Here is an 18,406-nt window from a genome sequence, read left to right as displayed (position 1 = left end):
GTGACGCGCACTCGCCCCGCGTCATGACGCACACCCTAACTGCAACCAATGTAGTTGCAGTTGTTTCGGGACGTGGTGCTCCTGGACCTCCGGCTCCCGATGCCGGCGGCCGCACCATCCATCCGCATCCACCCGGACCTGAACACCTACTCAGACATGCCAGGAGTGAGAGCGATGCACCAGCAAGCCGAAGCGATCGCGAGCGCCGAGGCTCGCGGTCCTGCGACCTACGACCTCGTCATCCGTCGCGCACATGTCTTCGACGGCCGCCAGGCGCTCACCGGTCTGTACGACGTCGCCGTCGACGGCGCAGAGATCGCCTCGGTATCGGCCGAACCGCTCGGGGGCAGACAGGAGGTCGATGCGGCCGGAGCATGGGTCATGCCGGGACTGATCGACACTCATGTCCACTTCTACGACGTGCGCGCGGTCTCCGATCCTGACTCGATGCGGGCCTTCGAGGAGAACAAGCTCCCGGGGCGGCTCGGGCTGTTCCTCGACCACGGGGTCACCACCATCAAGTCGGTGGGCGATCCGACGGGCGGGATCCTGGACACACGGGCCAGAATCGCCGAAGGCACGCTGCGTGGCCCGCGACTGCTGGCAACCGGTTGCGGCATCACCGGACGCGACGGGCACCCCGCCGCCACTGTCTTCAGCGACAACCCCTGGGCGCGCGAGCGCTTCACGGGAGAGGTCGACAGCGTGCAGGAGATCCGCGACCTGGTGCACCACCTCGCCGACCGCAAGGTGGACGCCATCAAACTCCTGTCAGAGGGCGCGTGCGCACACTCCGGCGGGCCGAAATACCTCTGGCAGAATCCTGCCTTTCCGGATCGTGTCGAGCTGGAACGGCTCCCCCTCGAACTCCTTCGGGCAGGTGTCGAGACCGGGCACGAGCGGGGCCTTCGGGTCACCGTCCACACCACCCAGCAAGCCGCGGCACACGAGGCGATCGAGGCCGGTGCGGACGGCCTGGAGCACGGTGTCACCGTCGAGCCCCTCACCGACCACTCGCTCATCGACCTGATGCTCGAACACGACATCACCTACACACCCACGCTCTGGATCGACGATGCCCACCCGGACGCGCGTGGCAATCTCCAGAAGGTCTCCCAGGCCGGCGTGCACATCGCGCTGGGCAGCGACACCTTCAGCGGCCGGGGCCTGTTCGGAGCCAACACCCTGGAAGAGGCCGAACTCATGGTGGCGGCCGGGATGACGCCCATCCAGGTACTGGCCGCAGCCACCAGCGGGGCGTCGCGGCAGTGCGCCCGCCCCGACCTCGGCACGGTGGCCCAGGGCAAGCGCGCCGACCTGCTCGTACTGAACGCCGATCCCACCGCGGACATCGGGAACCTGCGGGATCTCAGCATGGTGATCCTGAACGGCGAACTCGCCGTCGACAAGCGCTAGGTGTATCGACCCGCAGGGTTGTTCACGAGGGTGACGGGTGGCCGGCCGCCGAGTGCGGTGCGGCAGCGGAGGTGGTATCCGCCCGGGCAACGGTTCACATCGGATGCTCGCCGGCATCTCGCTGTTCTGGCTGACAGCGACCGCGGCTCTCCTCGGCGCGGTTCCACCATGATGCCCGTGGGGGTCCAGCAGCCGTGCCGGGTGCCGTTCGGTGTGGCGGTTCGCGCAGGACGTCACGCAGTCGGTGCGACCGCCGGCCGAGCGGCTGTACGACATCAGGCACTGGTCGGAGTTCGAGCGCAGCGGCTGCTTCGCCGCGAGGAAGGTGCCGGAGCTGCTCGCCGAGGACGTCCGGGACTTCTTCCTCACCCGCATCAGCACCACGAGCGGGTCGCCACCCGCCGAGAGGCGCTGCCGGCCTCGAGCTGCCGGGCACCCCGGGGCTTCGCCGGGTGTGAGGAGTTGAGGTGCAGGAAACCTGCTCGTCGCCGGACCGCTCTGCCGCGCGACCCGGACGCCGCCGAGGGCGCCGGCGGCGAGCAGTCGTGAGGCCGGCCTGCGAATCAGCGCATGGTCAGCCCACAGACCCTTTCTTGAGCGTTCGATCCAGATAGGGTACGGTGACATCATGGCAAGAACCCGGGAGTTCGACACCGAGGCGGCGGTGAGCCGCGCCATGGAATTGTTCTGGACGCGTGGCTACGAGGCGACCTCGGTGCGAGACCTCACCCAGCACCTGGGGATCGGGCAGGGGTCCCTGTACGCCGCGTTCGGCGACAAGGACGGCCTGTACCGGGCCGCGCTGGAGCACTACCGCACCACGCTCGCGGCGGACGCCCTGCGCAGTCTGGAGGAGGGGGCGGACGTCCGTGCGGCGATCCGCGCGCTGCTGACGGAGCGGATCCGCATCGCCGTCGGGAACGGCGGTCAGGGCTGCCTGGCCGTCAATGCCGTCTGCGAGCGGCTGCCTCAGGACGCCGCGACCCGGCGCACCGTGCGCGAGATGCAGGAGGCGAGCCGGGAGGTGCTGGTCGAGCTGCTGCGAGCCGCGACGGAGCGGGGTGAGATCGCGGCGCGACACGACCCGCACACGGTCGCCGCGTTCCTGATCACCTTCCTCAACGGACTGCTGGTCTCCTCGAAGATCACGCCGGACGCGCACACCCTCGAACCCCTCGTTGAGGTCGCGCTGTCCGCTCTCGACTGAGGGGTCCCACGCTCTCGGCCGGATGTTTTTCATGGCCCGATTCTGTAACACTCGATAAAGAAAATGGATACCCGCCCCGGCCGCGACGACAGCGGCCCCCATCAGCGCCGCCGGTCCGAGCGGCCTGCCGGCTCATCGACCCACCGCACTCGCCCAAGACAGGAAGTACCACGTCATGATGTACGACCACACCACAACGCCCCTGCGCACCGGACGTGCCGCCGTCAACGGAACGAGTCTGCACTACCGGACGGCCGGGTCCGGCCCCGCCGTGGTACTGCTGCACGGCGTGCCCAAGACCGGCTACCACTGGCGTCACCTGGTACCGAAGCTGACGCCCCACCACACCGTCGTCGTGCCCGACCTGCGCGGTCTCGGCGACTCCGCCCGCCCCGCGGACGGCTACGACTCCGCGACGATGAGCGACGACATCGCCGAGCTGATGACCCGCCTCGGGCACGAGACCTACGCCGTGATCGGCGAGGACTGGGGAGCGGTGATCGGCTACCAGCTCGCCGCCCGCCACCGCGACCACGCCACCGCCCTGGTCTTCGCCGAGGCCCTCTTCCCCGGCTTCGGCTTCGAGGACCACACGGCCCTCACCCCCGAGAACGTCTCCAGCGGCATGCACCTGTGGCACCTGGGCTTCTACTTCCAGCCCGACGTCCCCGAGATGCTGATCGCCGGGCACGAACGCGAACTGATCACCTACATGATCAAGAACGAGCGCAGCCACCCCGACACCGCCACCTCCGACGCCATCGAGGAGTACGTGCGCTGCTACTCGATGCCCGGCGGCATCCGGGCGATGCTCGCCATCTACCGGGCGATGCTCACCGACGCCGAACAGAACCGGCAGGCCGCCCGGAAGAAGCTGGACATCCCGGTCCTGGCACTCGGCGGCTCCGCCTTCATCGGCGAGCGCAACGAGTCCCAGATGCGGCTCATGGCCCACGATGTCACCGGGCACGTCTTCGACGCGGGCCACGACCTCGCGGAGGAAGTACCCGACGAGATGGCCGAGACCGTCCTTCCGTTCCTGGCAGCGCATCTGTGACCAGGCTGCCACCGGATACGGCCGGCTGCTCTCGTCGACCGAGCAGCGCACACTCGTCCTGCTCACCGCCCGCCTGGGTGTCTCCTACCTCAGCACCGGCCTGGCCAAGAGCGACGCTGTGCTCATCGACCGGGGCCGCACCGCCCTCCAGCACATGGTCCGCGCCCCCCGCTGACACCACCGCCCCGGGCGCCGCACCACCGCCCGGAGCCCGCCGCCTTCCCGTCCCCACCACCACGTCCGGGGACGCGCGTGATATTTGCCCAAGGGACAGCCCCCCGTCAGCCCTTGCCTTCCTGTGCCAGGTCCGCCGCGCAGGACAGCGCCCCCTCGCACGGGTCCGGCCCGGAGCAAGCCGTCCGCCTGGACGACGGTATCGGCGGCATCCGCTCGCTCATGGCGGCCGCCTGCACCCAGGCCGGCGTCCCCGGCAAGGGGATCGACCGTGTCGTCGGGCACTACCTCGACGGCGAACTGCGGGGGAAGCCGTCGCACGGCCTGGCCAAGTGCGCCTTCGAGTCGCAGTTCTTCTCCCAGACCATCGGCACGCCCGGCACCAAGCGCGAGCGCGGCGCCATGGCGGTCGCGGACACGTCCGGTGCGAAGTCGGTCCGCTCAGCGCCGACTTCGCCCTCCGTCTCGTCACCCGCAAGGCGCGTCGCATGATGCCCGGTGAAGGTGCGGCCGCTTCCTCGTGATCAGCCCTCGTAGCACGGGGTTGCTGACCTGGCGGTTACGAGCTGCTTCAGGACTTGGCAGACCTCAGTTCGTCGGGGAGCTCAGGAGCGTTCCGTGTACCGTTGAACGATTCCTCGGATGGCAGGCCTATGCGGTCGTCGGAGATCCACCCCCGTATGTTGGTGCCCTCGATGCGGCCGTTACGCGGCGCGGTGCGGAGGATGGTCACACGGCCTGGGGGCGCGCGGTAACGTCGGCGAGCGCCTGCGGCCGCTGCTCTTCGGTAGTTGGGTGGCGCGGGGGCGGACGGCGGCAGTGACGGCGCGGACGTGGCTCGCGCCCTTGACCCTCCCGGCTGTGGGCGGGGTCCGCGAACGCCTGCGGCCGTCCCAGGGAACGGTCTCTGGGACGGCTGTGTGGCTGCGCCGCATGGAGTCCAGGCGGGCCGTCAGGGTTCTTGCAGTGCGGCGCGGATCGCGGTCTCGACCTGGGTGGCGGCGCCTGCGTGGCCTGCGGCGTTGGGGTGGACCATGGTGGCGTGCATGCCGTCGGGGCAGGGAAGGGACAACCCGTTGGGGAGGGGGATGTCGGTGGGCCAGAAGTCCTCGGCCTGGCCGCAGATGCCCTCGACCCACTTGGTGCCCGCCGGCTGGCAGGCGTCGTGGCCCGCGCTGGAGGTGTCGAGGTCGACGAAGCGGTCGCCGCGCTCGTCGGTGACGGACTCGATGATTTGGTTGAGGTTCGCGTGCACGCCCCACAGCCAGTCGATGTCGTCCTGGCTGATGGTGGCAAGGTCGCCTCGGGCGCAGTCTCCGGAGTTCTTGGGGAGAACGGAGGGGTAGCCGATCGTGATCACCTTGGTGTTGGGGGCGGCGGTGTGCACTGCCTCCAGCATCGCCTCGTACTCCGTGAGAACCCGGCTGTACCGCTCCCCGATCTCATACTCGTAGTGAGTCATGCAGGACCGGCCCAGCAGGCCGTCCACGACGCAGCGCGCGAGGATCTCAGCCAAGCCCAGGGTGTTCCCGCCGATGCCGATGGTGACCACGTCGGTGGTCTCGTCCAGCCCGGCCCGCTGGAGCTGGGGGGCTACCTCGGCCCAGCCGTCGGCCGGGGCGTCAACGGGGCTCAGTGGCTGCTGGCCGCTGTCGGTGATGTGCTCGATGGCCGCGCCGCCGCAGCTGACGTTGGTCAGCTCCACGCTGGGGCCGCCCGGGGTGGTGTTCAGCGCCCGCTGGACGAGGTCGGGGTAGGAGTTGGCGGTGCGGTCACAGCCGTCACGGTCCGACGAGCCCAGCGGCGGCTGCGGGTCGCCGACGAACAGCCCGGCGGTGTAGGAGTCCCCCAGCGCGGCCCACTCGTAGGGGTCTGCCGGCTGAGCCTGAGCGCCTGTCGGCAGCAGGGCGCCGGCCACCAGCGCGGCCAGGCCCATAGCCACCGACCGCACGCTCCACCCGGTCATTCGGCGTTTCATGGTCTTCCTTTCGGAACGTCGCACTACGGCACGCAACGCAGTCGTGCAATGCCGTTCCCTAGGCTGCCCACCGCCGAAGCCCTGCGCCTTCCCACGCGTCCGCACGGTGCGGTACCGGCCAATCCCCACACCGGTCGACGTCCGACCGCCGACCGCCCATACGTGTGAACCGCCCCCCGCCGCCCCGTCCCGGCCGGACAGAGCGGCCCACGACGTCCTTACCTTGTGAGAGGAGGCGAGCGGGTCGCCGGCCTTCCAGGCGGCCTCGGCGATCCAGGCCACGGCCTCGGGCACGCGAAGTTCTCCCGGCGTGCCGCCGCTTACGAGCGAGCCCGCAGTCGGCGAGTGCGGCTCGTCCGGAGGCGCGAACGCTTGAGGCAGTCACCCCCGAACAGCTCGCTCACCCGGCATGACGGTTCCTCGCCGACCCTGTCGCCCACCTCAATCTCCGGACCCAAGGCAGTCGGCCGTCTGGGACCTGATCTGCACTGGTACATCAGTGTCCAACTGCCTCGTCACGACCTGCCCGACGGTGTCGTAGGCGACGCCGGACGCGGTCGGTGCCGCGAACAGGCTGTCGGTGAGGATGGTTGCGGCGGCCAGGCAGAGCGCCAGCCCGGCATAGACCCGCCGGTGTCCCCGGTGTCCGTCCGATTCCGGGGTGCCTTCGAGCAGCGGGAAGCGGCGCTCTCCCGCAACAGCGTGGGCCAGAGCCCGCTGTCGGCGTCGGGCTCGCAGCCGCAGACAGCCTCCTGCGAACGCGACGGCGCAGGCGGAGAGGACGACCAGCCGGCCCGCCTTCGCCGGATGATCCACGCCGCCGGTACGGCCGCGACCGGAACGTACCGATACCAGAGCGGCAGGGCGGTCAGCAGGACGAGACCCGGACACCTCAACCAGTCCGTCCCGTCACCCGCCCCCTGTGCCAGGCCGCCGAGGCGGACGCCACCGTGACCAGGAAGGCCAGGAACCAGCCGCCCACTGCCGGGGCGAGAGCGGTCGGGACCGCCACCATCCGCCATCGTTCGGCGTCGGCCACACCCCAGGTGGCAACGCCGCTCCCGGACACGGACCGGGAGGCGACACCGTCCCCCGTCACGGACCAGGTGCCGACACCGTCTCCGGGCAGGATCCCGGTCGGCAGATGCTTGCCGTGATACGTCGTCACTGAACCGAACCACCGCCCCGCGCCCCTGTATGCCCATCCCCGCACGCCCCTACGCTTCCCTGTGCTCGCTCCCCCGTATATTCCCGGCCTGCCCCGGCGACGTTCCTCCGCCCTCTCCACTCGGCCACCCGCCACAACCCGGTCCTGACCCACCCGCCAGGCCCAGCAGAAAGGGTTGACTCACCCTGGAGGCCAGCTCGAATCGGGACGTTCCGGGTCGGTGCCGTCATCAGGCAGCCACGATCAAGGCCAACGAGGCGACGGCGGTGGCGAAGTAGAAACCGGGAAATGCGATGTTGTAGAGCACGCGGGCGCGCAGATGGAAGCCGAGCGCGCCCATGTAGAGCAGGACCAGACCGCAGGCCGCGGCAGCACCGAGGGCGCGCGGTGCCGCGTCGAAGAGGCCGAGGAGGAGGCCCGCCGCACCAGCCAGCTTGAGTACGGCCAGCCAGGGCAGCCAGGATCGGGGCACCCCCACCTGCGCCGAGTTGGCCAGCACGAAGCGCGCCCCGGCGAGGTCGGCTGCGGCCATACCGACGTTGATAGCGACGGTGAACAAGGTGACGACGAGGAATGCGAGCTGGGTACCGGTCATGCCTTCAGGGTCCGGGGACACCTCCGCACCGTCCAATACCTCCTTCTATAACCTGGTGGCATGGACGTGGACACGCGCCTGCTCCGGTACTTTGCCGCAGTGGCGGAGGAGGGCAGCCTGACCGGGGCGGCGCAAAAGCTGTTCGTCTCACAGCCCGCGCTGACCAAGCAGATCCGGCGATTGGAGGACGATCTCGGGGTACCGCTCTTCTCGCGTTCGCGGTCCGGGATGGCGCTGACCGAAGCCGGTCGAGAACTCGCCGCGCGGGTGCCCGCACTGCTGGACGGCTGGGAGGAGGCGGTACGGGCAACCGGGCGGGCGGCGCGTGTGCTGCGCGTGGGCTTCCTGGACGCGGGCGCCGTGGGTGCCGTCCACGAGGTCATCGCCGAGTTCCGCCAGGCGCAGCCGGAGTGGCGGGTGGAACTGCGCCAGTTCGACTGGTCGGACCCGAGTGCCGGCCTGTCTCGGGGCGAAGTGGATGCGGCAGTGGTGCGTTTGCCGTTTCCGGGTCAGGAGGGGCTGGACGTGCGAGAGTTGTTCACTGAGGAGCGTGGGGTGCTGCTGTCGGCTCGACATCCGCTGGCGAACAGCGGGACGGTGGAGTTCCGGGAGCTGTGGGACGAGCCCTTCGTCGCGGCCGGAGCCGAGACCGGAGCCTGGAGGAAGCACTGGCTGGCGGACGACGAGCGGGAAGGACACCCAGTCCGGGTCGGCGCCGTCACTAAACGGCCCGACGAGTGGCTCGGAGCGGTGGCTGCCGGTTGCGTAGCGCTGGCCCCGGCGTCGACCGCCCGTTTCTACTCCCACCCGGACGTGGTGTTCCGTCCAGTCCGCGGGGTCTCACCGAGCCGGGTAGGGCTGGCCCGACCAAAGGGCCGGACACGCGAGGCGGCGCTGGATGAGCTGCTGGAGGCCATCGCGCGGCGGTTGAGCCGGATCTGACCACCGGGCCGACAGACCGCCGGCACACTGCCCGGCCGGATCGGCGCAAATCCCGGCGGCCGTCGCGTTGAAGGGCTGTGACACGGGCGACCTCGCGTATTCGGGACTCGCGTATACCTCAGGTTCTGACGGCTCGTGGTGACTGTGAGTGGTCACCGGGGCATAGTGACCCCAGTGCCTGCGCCGAACGCAGGCATCCACTCCGGGGAAACGTCCCGGCGCGTCCGGTGGAAGCTGGCGCCACCGGCCCGCGGCCTCGTTGGCGATCCACCTCGGCCTGCACCACCAGCCGCGGGCCGGCCGGGCCCGGCCGGCCCGCTCCCCTGCGCAGCACGACCACCGATCGCGGCAACGGCCGCGTCGCGGCCCACCCCTGCGCCGGGTGCACCGATCACATGCGGCCGGGAGCCGTTGGCGTGGTCTTCTCCGCTCACGCGCGCCCGCAGGTGACGCCTGCGACAAGGTGGAGCTCCCGGCCCTGGTGCATTCCGACGGACCGCGCGGGCGGGGCGCTGTCGGATGTCTGGGATCAGGCGATGGTGAGCGGCCCGTCGACCAGGTACGCCGCCAGTGGGCCGGTCATCTGCAACCGTGTCGGCGGCTGCAGGTCCAGTCCGTGGGCACAGGTGGCGAGGTAGCCGACCTCATCGGTGGCCAGGGAGCTGAGGTCGCCGATCAGTTCCACCGCGCGCGGGGTCACCCGGGAGATGGTGTCCTGCACGAAGTACCGGACATACAGCGAATCGGCGAGTGTCGACTCGTCCGGGCCGCTCTCGTCGATCCGGCGGGCGATGCTTTCCGCGGCCGACATCGCGCCCTCGACGTCCACCAGCAGCCGGACCCGCTCGGACTCGGGCACCCGGTCATCGAGCAGTACCCGCTCGACCAGTGCGCTGGCGGCCCCGAGGTAGCCACCCGTCAGCAGCAGCTGGAACCAGGCGAAGCCCGCGGTCAGTAGTGCGTCCAGCTGCCCGTCGAGGTCCGAGGCCCGCACCAGCAGCTCCGGCGCCAACAGCACGTCGTCGAGGGTGACGTGCTCGCTCTCCGCCCCGCTGACGCTCACGCCCTCGCTGTCCGCGGGCACCAGCGCCACTGCCAGTTCCTCGCCCGGGCCCTCCACACGGGGGGCCATGACACTGACGATGAGCAGGTCCATCGACCGGGCCAGACCGCCCGCGCGCGTCACCCCGCCGATCCGCACCCCGTCGTCGTCCACCGCGGCGGTCATCGAGGGGGAGAGGATTCCCGCACCGGGGCGCTCCTCGGCGAAGCCGAAGGCCATGAGCCGGTTGTCGGCGGCCACGCCCTCGACAAGCATCCATCCCAGGCCACCGTCGTTGGTGGCGGCCGCCTGAGCGACCAGGGTGGCCATCGAGAGGTGGTGCACGGCGGTGGCCACGGCCAGCGACGGTGACCTGCTGCCCAGTGCGCGCTGCACCCGCAGGGCGTCCAGGGCGGTGGCTCCCAGTCCCCGGGAGCTCTCCGGCACCAGCAGACCGGGGCCGCCGCTGTCGCGGAAGAGCCGGACGCCGGGACTACTGGCGCCCTCCAGCTCCGTGAAGGGCACTGTTCGCAGACTCTCGTCCAGCCCCGGCAGCAGCTTCTCCACAGTGGCGCGTTCCCGCTCCAGAAATCGCATGTCCTCCCCTGTCTTCCCCCACATCGCCCCGGGGCCGGGCGGGCCCTGGACGGCGATGTACTCGGCTCCACCCTCGCGGCGCCGATTTCTGCTGGTAGTCGAGCTGCGTCACGGCGTACGGATCCGCTCGCCGTGGTCTGCCGGCCTGACCTCCTGCAGCCCCCGGCCGATGACCGCCCCGCCGGCTCGTGGGCCCGGCGGGGTGGCCGTCGCATCTGGCCGTCAGCTGTCCGAGCGGAACGCGCCGTGGACGCGCAGGTTGTCATTGATCGCCACAAGGTCGTCGTTGGTGTGCATGATCCACTTGTCGGTACCGTTGCGGACCGACAGGTGCCCGTTGGCGTTCACCTTCCCTGAGAACGCGGACTCCCCGTTGACGTGGAGACCGCCACCGACGACGGTCTTCCCCGCGGCGTGCAGCTCGCCCCCGGCATCCACCCTGCCGGTGACCGAGAGGTCTCCCTTTACCTCGGCCCGGCGGGTGACCAGGTCGTTCAGGTCTGCCTTGCCGGCCGCGGCGGTTCCCCACTGGCGGTTTCCGCCGCCCTGGAACACGTTCAGCCCGGCGGGTGGGAAGTCGATCCACCCGGCACTGCTGTCGCGGCCCTGCACCCACTTGGTGTTGATGCCGTTCAGGTCCGCCGTGTCACCGGCGACGGTTCCCCACGCCTGCCCCCCGTCCTTGCGTACGTTCACTCCGGACTGCGGGAATTCAATCCATCCCTTACCGGCGTCGCGGTCTCCCACCCACGGAGTGTTCACGCCGCCCGCAGCGCTGACCTTGTCGGCCGTGACGGTCCCCAGGTCGCTTCCCCCGCCATGGCCGACCTTGATCCCGTCGAACGGGAACTGGATCCATCCAGCGCCGTCGCCGCGGCCTCGCACCCAAGCGGCGGTCACGGCCTCGACATCGGCCTTGGCGGCCGAGACGGTGCCGGGCGCGTCGGTCTGGTCGTGGATCTCTGCGCCTTGCGCGGTGAAGACGATGCGCCCCTTGCCCCTGGTGCCCTCCACCCACGGGCTGCGCACCCCGGTCGTGGCGGTCACGCTCTCGAACTCGGGGCTGCGCAGGTGGACGGTGGTGGTGAGGAAGTACCCCGGCTGCTGCTGGCTCGAGGAGGTGGCCACCAGCGTGTAGGTGGCATCGCGCTTCGGCTCCTCGCCCGCCGCCGGCGACCACTCCCAGCCGGCCCCCTTCCTCTGCGGGACGGTTCCTGAGAGGCCGTCCGGACCCTGGATCCGGTAGGTGAGGGAGTCGGGCCCCTCCCACTGCAGGACGACGTCCGCGCCCGCGGCCACCAGGGACTCCTTCGGCCGGAAGTTGCGCGGCACCTTGGGTGCCCGCTTCATCACGTACAAGGGCACCGAGCGCTCCCGGATGTCCCCGTGGTCCGACGCCATCTCGCTCACCAGCAGCTCGACCACCCCCTGCTTGGCGGAGACAGGGAAGCCCTCCAGCAGCAGGACCAGGGATGCACCCGGGGGGAACAGCCCGCCGTAGCCGTCGGCGGACACGGTGAGGACGCCCGCCTTGCCGTCCCACTCGATCCCCGGCGTGCCCCCGTGCGCGGCCCGGTAGGTGCGCTCCAACCGCGCGTTGATCGCCGCGGCGTCGGACGTCAGATCAAAGGCATTGTTCCCGCAGGGCACATCGACCTTGATCTCCCACCAGGCTATGTGGGATGCGGTCCGGTTGGAGACCACGATGTACACCTCCCCCGCAGACTCCCCGCCCGTCCCCGTCCCGGACACCTGGAACGAAGCGGGGTCGTTGAGGACCTCGTAGTGCAGCAGATCAGGCATCGCTGAAACCCCCCAGTTTCTGCTGTAAGGGCGCTCGCCCCCACAGGCGCAGTCCCCTGGCCCACAGCACTGTCCCACCGGACCGCCCAAGAACCCTGATACGCCGTAACCGGCGCGAACCATACCGGAACTGGCCGAAACAGGGATTATTGACTTTCCGGGTGCGAGACCGGCAGAGGGAAGGCCGGTTGCGAGCATCCGCCGACTCCAAACCCCGCACAGTAGGCGAACTCCAGCACGATCAATCCCGCCGGGAACTCCTGTACGTCGGTCGGCTGCTCACACCCATACTCGGTGTGCCGCCAGTTGATGGCCTGCCCCCGGCGACCTGTGCTATCGGTCTCGGCGGGGCGCCTAGGCGTTGTCCGACAAAGGGCCTTGAGCAGGTTCGCGGAGCCAGAGGATGCGCGAGGCGAGCTGGACTCCGGCTTTGCAGCGGTTGGCCAGTTTGTCGAAGCGGGTGGCGATCGGGCGGAACTGTTTGAGGCGAGCGAAGCAGCGCTCGACCACGTTGCGGTCCTTGTAGAGCTCGCGGTCGAAGGTTGGTGGCCCGCTGCCTGCCTGTCCGCGCCGTCCACGGTTGGCCTTCTGGTCTGTGCGTCCCGGGATCACAGCCCGGATACCCTGCCCGCGCAGGGCCTGACGGATGGCGCGGGACGAGTACGCCTTGTCCGCGATGACCACGTGGGGTCGGCACCCGGGGCGTCCGACGCCGGTTCGGGGCACTCTCAAGGTGTCCATGATGGTGTCGAAGACGGTGGAGTCGTTGACGTTGCCGGCTGCGTCCTCGTGTCCCTGGACATGTTCGAGCAGCTCGCCCAGGTGCCGTCCGCCTCCCAGCGGGCGAAGCGCTCGAAGACGGTCTGCCATGGACCGTAGCGTTCGGGCACGTCCCGCCAGGGCGTGCCGGTCCGCAGGCGCTACAGCACGCCGTTGATGACCGGCCGGTGGTTCCGCCACGGCCGTCCCCGCCCGTCAGCTCTCGGCAGCAGGGGCGCTGTCCGCTCCCACTCCGTTTCCGTCAGCTCGCCCCGGCGGACGGCAGGATCCGTGCTCGGACACGTCCTCGTCCGTCCGGTGGGCCTGTGTGTGGTCACTGGTCCGTGCGGGCCTACGCGTCTTGTTGTGCGGACACGGACACGGGCGCGGGCGCGGGTGTGGCGGTCCGCGTGCCGGGGGCGGTGGGTTCGGGCAGGGCGCGGAAGAGGAGACAGCTCAGAGCGGGCATGGCGATCAGGGGGGTGAGGGCGGTCTGGAGAGTGGTGGAGTCGGCCAGGTACCCCAGCAGGGGACTGATGAGGCCACCGATGCTGACAGTGAGGCCGAGGGTGACGCCGCTGGCGGTCCCGATTCGGGAGGGCAGGTAGTCCTGGCCGAGGGTGACCTGGAGGGAGAAGGGGACGTACAGGCCGGCGGAGGTGAGGGCCACGAAGAGGAACATGGCCGGGCCTGGTGCGTAGATCACGCCGGTGACGGCAGCGATGGAGAGCAGATAGGACCAGCGCGAGACGCGGACGCGGTCGTAGCGGACGGCCAGGGTCCCGCCCAGGACCGAGCCGACGGCGCCGCCCAGGAACAGCAGGAACAGGGCGACGGTCCCCGCGCTGGTGCTGCCTTGCATGCGCTGCTGGGCATAGAGGGAGATGAAGGTGCTCAGGCCGGTGAAGACGATGGAGCGGAAGACGACCGCCAGGGACAGCTTCACGAACGAGGCCACGTCGTCCGCGCTGCGGGGCGTTTGTGTCTTGGCCGTGCCGGTCCGGGGCCGGGCGAGCATCCTCAAGACGGGCACGCACAGGGCGGCGCCGGCGAGGGCGGGCAGGACGAGGACGGGTGTCCAGTGGAGGGAGCCGCGTCCGATCGCGGCCGACACCATGAGCGGGGCGAGCGCGAAGCCGATGTTGCCGCCGAGGGAGAACCAGCCCATCGCGCTGTGACTGCCTTCGCTGGCCTGCCGGGCCACGCGGGCGGATTCCGGGTGGTAGGCGGCCACGCCGATCCCGGAGACGGCAACGAAGAACAGGGTGAGCCCGTAGGAGCCGCTCAGGCCGCTCAGCGCGATGCCCACCCCGCCCAACAGGGTGCTGACCGGCAGCAGCCACGGCATAGCCCACCGGTCGGTGAGCGCACCGAACAACGGCTGGGCCACCGACGACAGCAGGGACGCCGCCAGCACGATGCCGGAGGCAACCGCGTAGGTGTAGTCCCGTTCGGCCACGAAGAACGGGATCAGCGCCGCGACGGCGCCCTGGTAGATGTCGACGCAGGCGTGCCCCACGGCCAGCAGCAAGATCGATGTATTCCTTCGCACGCCCCCATGCTGGGAGAAGCACCCGATGTCGCGCTTTCGATAGATTGACAGGTGATGCAGAAAATCCGCCACACCCCTGTCGCACCGACCCGGACCCAGCGCCTGGCTTCCGGCGGCGAGATCGACGCGCACCGCCACGACGACCATCAGATCGCCTACGCCAGCCGCGGCACCATCGCGGTAACCACCGACGCCGGCTCCTGGATCGCCCCTGCTACCCGGGCGCTCTGGATCCCCGCCGGCACCGTCCACCAGCACCAGGCCCACGGCGAACTCGACCTCCACCTCGTCGGCCTGCCCACCACCGACAACCCTCTCGGCCTGGACACACCCGCCGTCCTCGCCGTCAGCCCCCTCCTGCGCGAACTCATCGTCGCCTACACCCGCGACCCCGACGACGACAGCCCGCCCCACCGACGCCTGCGAGCCGTCATGCTTGACCAGCTCACCCTCTCCCCCGAACGGCCCCTCCACCTGCCGACCCCCACCGACCCCCTGCTCCGCGAGCTGCGCGACATCCTGCGCACCGACCCGGCCGACAACCGCTCCCTCGATGACCTCGGACACCAGATCGGCGCCAGCGCCCGCACCCTCTCCCGCCGCCTCCGCGACGACCTCGGTCTCACCTACCCCCAGTGGCGCACCCAGATCAGGCTCCACCACGCCCTGATCCTCCTGGCCGACGACACCCCCGTCACCGCCGTCGCCCACCGCTGCGGCTGGTCCTCCGCCAGCACCTTCATCAACGTCTTCCGCCGCACCTTCGGCCACACCCCCGGCACCCGCCCCACCACCTGACCACACGACCCGGTCAGCGCACGAGCCGTCAAGATCCTTTGTCAGACAGCCCCAGGCCCGACTCCCGCCACGTCCGCTCCCCCAGCATCTCGGACAGCCGTCGCTCCAGGCGCCAAGTCTGAGTGACGAGCCGGGTATTGCGGAGGTGTGGGTTGGCAAGGTCGGCCTGGAGCGAGGCGAGGTTCACCAGAGGGCCCGCTCCGGGGGCCGAGGCGGCGGGCTGCCGTTCGCGGCGTGGATGAGGGCGAGCAGATCGCGGTGACGGTGGAGGAAGGTGCGGTCGACCCTGACTTCCCGGGCGATGCCGCTCACGCTGATCGCCGTGCCGTTCCGGGTGGCCTGCATGATGGCGCTTTCACGCGCTTGCCGCGTCGTTCACCGTCGGCGCGGCGGCCGTCGGCCACGTTCGACTTCCAGACGGCTGGAAGAGCTCTTCTCATCCGTTGCAGGGACGGCATCTGCCACCGCCGTGGAGTGCCAAAGCAGCGCGGGCACACGCCAGCCGGGGTGTTTGAAAGTACCGGCATGCGCTGGGCCCGCGCCCAGCAGGACGTCCGGCCTGGAGCCTCGTAGGCTGGTGTGGGATCTCACGGTTGGTGGCCTGAACCAGGCTCCTGACCTCGCGCATCACAGAGGGAGTGGCGGGAGACGAGACCTACACGTGCTGCCGGGTGGGCGCTCAGGGCCGGTATCTGGCGTCTTGGTCGTTGCTGGGTTCGCCCTCCGGTTGGTGGTTGTCGTCGAGTGTGGCTGCCCAGCTGGCGAGCAGTTTGAGGCCGTCAGCCGACGGGGTGCCGGGTCCGGCACTCATGGCGGTGAGGGTCAGACCCGGGTCGGTCGGTACGGGCAGGGCTTCGAAGGCGAGGGTGAGATCGCCGACGGCGGGGTGGCGGAAGCGTTTGAGACCAGTGTGGTGCAGGCGCACGTTGTGTGCGGCCCACAACGAACGGAAGTCCTCACTACGGGTGGAGAGTTCACCGATCAGGTCGCTGAGATCGCGGTTGTACGGGTCCTGTCCGGCCTCGGTGCGCAGGAGGGCCACGGCTGCGGCCCTTTGGTGGTCCAGTTCGGTCATGTACTGCTCGGCGCCGGGGTTGAGGAACTGGTAGCGGGCCATGTTGACCGGCCGGGCGGGGTCCTGGAACAGCGGCCAGTACAGAGCCTTGCCGAGACGGTTGGTCGCGAGGATGTCGAGCCGGCCGTTGCGGATGAAGGCGGGCGCGTCGGTCATCGCGTCGAGGAGCTGTTGCAGGCCGGGCCGGATGAGCTGTGCCGTGCGGCGGCGTGCGGGCCGACGGGTGGTGCTGGCGGTGCGGGCCAGGTCCATGCGGTGGGCACGCTCGGATTCGTCGAGCTGCAGCGCACGCACAGCAGCCGACGTCCTGCACGTCTCAGCCTTCCGCGAGGACGGCGTCCCCTACGGCACTCCGACCTGGATCTGGTCCGTCGTCGCGGGCGGTGACCTCTTGCCCCGATCCACGGGCGGCGGACATGCAAGTTCGGCCCGCTTCGAGGCCGAACTGAGCTCGCATCCTGCGACGAGACTTCACCGGCCGCGTGAACCAGGCGATCACGCACGGACACTTCTGGTCCCGGTCGTACGTCGCGGCATCGTGCGGCGGTGCGCCGCTGTCGGTCGTCCGGCAGTACATCGAACAGCAAAAACGCCCGGCCCGACGGCCGGGCGCGGGCCGAGGATGCGCTGACCCCGCCCTGAAGGACGGGGCTTGCACGCAAGGTCACCGGTCAGGACAGTGCCTTTCGCTGTGGTCCGGTCTCCGCGCGGGTCGGTGCGGCGCCCTCGCGGCGGGCGACGGTCATACCGATGGCCCCGACGAGCAGGAGTGCGGCGACGGTGCCGAGGGTGAAGGCTTCGAACGAGAGGCGGGAGACGCCCCAGATGTCGTGGAAGACGTAGTCGATGCCGAAGAGTCCTTCCAGGACGCCGGGGAAGAGCGCTGACCAGGAGCCGATCAGAATCCATGCGTACACCAGCGCCGCGCAGACCAGGAATCCCGGGTTGCCGAAGGGTACGCGGTAGGGCCGCGGGGCGTCGGGGCGGCGCAGCCGGAGCAGCACCAGCGCGGGGACGACCACCAGGTAGGACAGCAGCAGGGTGGTGACGGCCACGGTGAGCACGACCGCGAAGACGGCACCCGCGTCACCGTCGGCGAGTTGCATGGCGGCCAGCATGAACACGGTGGCCACCGCACCGGAGAGCAGGTTGGTCCGCACGGGTGTGCCGAGCCGGGGGTGGAAGGCGCCGAGGGATCGGGTGAAGAAGGCGCCGTCGGCGGCGGCCATGGCCTGCATGCGGTCGCTGACGATCATCCAGGCGCTGCCCTGGGTGAGGAGGGCGAAGACGAACATGACAGCGGTGAGCGTCAGCAGGGGGCCGGCCGCGCCGCCGTAGATGCCGAAGACGAGGCGGGCGCCCTCCATGAATCCGCCGATGCCGGTGACTCTCTGCGGGGGTACGACGGCCAGGAGCGCGAGGACCGGCAGCAGGTAGCAGCAGGCGGCGACGGTCGCGGAACGGCCCAGGGCGGCGGGTACGTCGCGCTGGGGGTCGTGCATCTCCTCGCCGGCGGCGTTCGGGGCCTCGAAGCCGACGTAGGCGAACAGCAGGATCGGGACGAGGGCGAGGAAGCCGGCCGTGGTCGGAGTGAACCGGGTGTCGGTGAGCCCCTGGAATCCGTGCTCGATCCCGTAGAGCACCGCGGTGAGGGTGAAGAGCGCGAGGCAGAGCACCTTCACCAGGGCGCCGGCCGTGGTGATCCACTTCCCTCGGCGCAGGGAGACGACGGCCGTGAGGATGGCGGTCCAGACGAACAGGAGCTTGAACGCGTAGTCGGCGAAGGTGCCGGAGCCGAGGCCGAAGACGAAGCCGTCCCAGGTCTCGGCGGCGAGGAAGACCAGGGAGCCGCCGAGCCAGATCGGGTTGGTGACCCAGTAGAACAGCGTCGTGAGCGCGGCCGCCGGCCGGCCGAGGGCGAGTTTCACCCACACGTACGGGCCGCCCTCCTGGGGGAACGCGGCGCCGGTCTCGGCGAACAGCAGGGCGTAGGGGACGAGGAAGAACAGGGCGATGGCCGCCGTCCAGGTGGCGGCCTCGCCGCCGCCGGTCGCGATCTGGCCGACGGTGTCGAAGGAGATGACCGCGGCGACGGCCATGGCGGTGATGTCGAAACGCTTCAGGCTGCGCTGCAGGCCGGTGGTGGCGGTGTCCGACGTGCGCGGGTCGGAGGAGGTGAGGTTGGAGGACACGGGCAGTTCCTAGGGCGGGGAGAGGGGACTGCGACGGAGTGCGTGCGGACG

At 70.1% G+C, this 18,406-nt stretch carries 17 protein-coding genes and 2 pseudogenes; 8 read left to right on the top strand and 11 right to left on the bottom strand.

Features of this window, described 5'->3' with window-relative positions; all coding sequences use genetic code 11:
• Window positions 1-174: 174 nt before the first annotated feature.
• The 5 genes from ACIGO6_RS33550 (at window position 175) to ACIGO6_RS33530 (ending at window position 4,346) form a co-directional block, all read left to right on the top strand.
• A complete protein-coding gene (locus tag ACIGO6_RS33550; protein WP_399882961.1) occupies window positions 175-1,416 on the top strand; it encodes an amidohydrolase family protein in 1,242 nt (413 codons plus the stop codon).
• A gap of 211 nt (window positions 1,417-1,627) precedes the next feature.
• On the top strand, window positions 1,628-1,882 hold the full coding sequence (locus ACIGO6_RS33545) for a hypothetical protein (RefSeq protein ID WP_399882959.1): 255 nt from the start codon (window positions 1,628-1,630) through the stop codon (window positions 1,880-1,882).
• Window positions 1,883-2,044: 162 nt separating this feature from the next.
• Entirely contained in the window at window positions 2,045-2,623 is a 579-nt protein-coding gene (locus tag ACIGO6_RS33540) for a TetR/AcrR family transcriptional regulator (RefSeq protein WP_399882957.1), read from the top strand.
• Between the two features lie 175 nt (window positions 2,624-2,798).
• A complete protein-coding gene (locus ACIGO6_RS33535) occupies window positions 2,799-3,680 on the top strand; it encodes an alpha/beta fold hydrolase (protein ID WP_399882955.1) in 882 nt (293 codons plus the stop codon).
• A 288-nt stretch (window positions 3,681-3,968) separates the two neighbouring features.
• Window positions 3,969-4,346, top strand: coding sequence for a hypothetical protein (locus ACIGO6_RS33530; RefSeq protein ID WP_399882953.1), 378 nt, complete (start codon window positions 3,969-3,971; stop codon window positions 4,344-4,346).
• A 460-nt stretch (window positions 4,347-4,806) separates the two neighbouring features.
• Here ACIGO6_RS33530 and ACIGO6_RS33525 read toward each other — a convergent pair whose 3' ends face one another.
• The 4 genes from ACIGO6_RS33525 to ACIGO6_RS33510 form a co-directional block, all read right to left on the bottom strand.
• Complete coding sequence (locus tag ACIGO6_RS33525) at window positions 4,807-5,832, bottom strand: SGNH/GDSL hydrolase family protein (RefSeq protein WP_399882951.1); 1,026 nt, start codon at window positions 5,830-5,832, stop codon at window positions 4,807-4,809.
• A 441-nt stretch (window positions 5,833-6,273) separates the two neighbouring features.
• Entirely contained in the window at window positions 6,274-6,648 is a 375-nt protein-coding gene (locus ACIGO6_RS33520; protein WP_399882949.1) for a hypothetical protein, read from the bottom strand.
• A 76-nt stretch (window positions 6,649-6,724) separates the two neighbouring features.
• The gene (locus ACIGO6_RS33515; RefSeq protein ID WP_399882947.1) at window positions 6,725-7,000 is read right to left on the bottom strand and encodes a hypothetical protein; all 276 of its coding nucleotides are present in this window, start codon (window positions 6,998-7,000) and stop codon (window positions 6,725-6,727) included.
• A gap of 229 nt (window positions 7,001-7,229) precedes the next feature.
• Window positions 7,230-7,595: a DoxX family protein gene (locus ACIGO6_RS33510; protein ID WP_399882945.1), complete on the bottom strand. Its 366-nt coding sequence runs from the start codon at window positions 7,593-7,595 to the stop codon at window positions 7,230-7,232.
• A 60-nt stretch (window positions 7,596-7,655) separates the two neighbouring features.
• Here ACIGO6_RS33510 and ACIGO6_RS33505 point away from each other — a divergent pair, with 60 nt between their 5' ends.
• The gene (locus ACIGO6_RS33505) at window positions 7,656-8,537 is read left to right on the top strand and encodes a LysR family transcriptional regulator (protein ID WP_399882943.1); all 882 of its coding nucleotides are present in this window, start codon (window positions 7,656-7,658) and stop codon (window positions 8,535-8,537) included.
• A 529-nt stretch (window positions 8,538-9,066) separates the two neighbouring features.
• Here ACIGO6_RS33505 and ACIGO6_RS33500 read toward each other — a convergent pair.
• The 4 genes and pseudogenes from ACIGO6_RS33500 to ACIGO6_RS33485 form a co-directional block, all read right to left on the bottom strand.
• Window positions 9,067-10,176 (bottom strand): acyl-CoA dehydrogenase, encoded by a 1,110-nt coding sequence (locus tag ACIGO6_RS33500; protein ID WP_399882941.1) that lies wholly within the window; start codon window positions 10,174-10,176, stop codon window positions 9,067-9,069.
• A gap of 222 nt (window positions 10,177-10,398) precedes the next feature.
• A complete protein-coding gene (locus ACIGO6_RS33495) occupies window positions 10,399-11,979 on the bottom strand; it encodes a hypothetical protein (protein WP_399882939.1) in 1,581 nt (526 codons plus the stop codon).
• A 354-nt stretch (window positions 11,980-12,333) separates the two neighbouring features.
• Window positions 12,334-13,076: pseudogene (locus ACIGO6_RS33490) on the bottom strand (transposase).
• A 14-nt stretch (window positions 13,077-13,090) separates the two neighbouring features.
• Complete coding sequence (locus ACIGO6_RS33485; RefSeq protein ID WP_399882937.1) at window positions 13,091-14,290, bottom strand: MFS transporter; 1,200 nt, start codon at window positions 14,288-14,290, stop codon at window positions 13,091-13,093.
• Between the two features lie 54 nt (window positions 14,291-14,344).
• Here ACIGO6_RS33485 and ACIGO6_RS33480 point away from each other — a divergent pair, with 54 nt between their 5' ends.
• Complete coding sequence (locus ACIGO6_RS33480; protein ID WP_399882935.1) at window positions 14,345-15,088, top strand: AraC family transcriptional regulator; 744 nt, start codon at window positions 14,345-14,347, stop codon at window positions 15,086-15,088.
• Between the two features lie 183 nt (window positions 15,089-15,271).
• On the opposite strand, the gene ACIGO6_RS33475 is transcribed toward ACIGO6_RS33480, so the two are convergent.
• Both ACIGO6_RS33475 and ACIGO6_RS33470 read right to left on the bottom strand, forming a co-directional pair.
• Window positions 15,272-15,433 carry a hypothetical protein gene (locus ACIGO6_RS33475; RefSeq protein WP_399882933.1) on the bottom strand — a complete coding sequence of 54 codons (162 nt, stop codon included), beginning with the start codon at window positions 15,431-15,433 and terminating at the stop codon, window positions 15,272-15,274.
• Between the two features lie 334 nt (window positions 15,434-15,767).
• Entirely contained in the window at window positions 15,768-16,457 is a 690-nt protein-coding gene (locus ACIGO6_RS33470; RefSeq protein ID WP_399882931.1) for a transcriptional regulator, read from the bottom strand.
• Window positions 16,458-16,612: 155 nt separating this feature from the next.
• Here ACIGO6_RS33470 and ACIGO6_RS33465 point away from each other — a divergent pair.
• Window positions 16,613-16,759, top strand: a pseudogene (locus ACIGO6_RS33465) (transposase); the annotation flags it as partial.
• A gap of 75 nt (window positions 16,760-16,834) precedes the next feature.
• On the opposite strand, the gene ACIGO6_RS33460 reads toward ACIGO6_RS33465, so the two are convergent.
• Window positions 16,835-18,355: an APC family permease gene (locus ACIGO6_RS33460; protein ID WP_399882929.1), complete on the bottom strand. Its 1,521-nt coding sequence runs from the start codon at window positions 18,353-18,355 to the stop codon at window positions 16,835-16,837.
• Window positions 18,356-18,406: the final 51 nt, after the last annotated feature.

The organism is Streptomyces sp. NPDC053750 (genome assembly GCF_044544295.1).
In the GTDB taxonomy this organism is placed as follows: domain Bacteria; phylum Actinomycetota; class Actinomycetes; order Streptomycetales; family Streptomycetaceae; genus Streptomyces.
The sequence above is the reverse complement of the archived record's forward strand: the minus strand, read 5'-3'. Positions and strand labels throughout refer to the sequence as shown.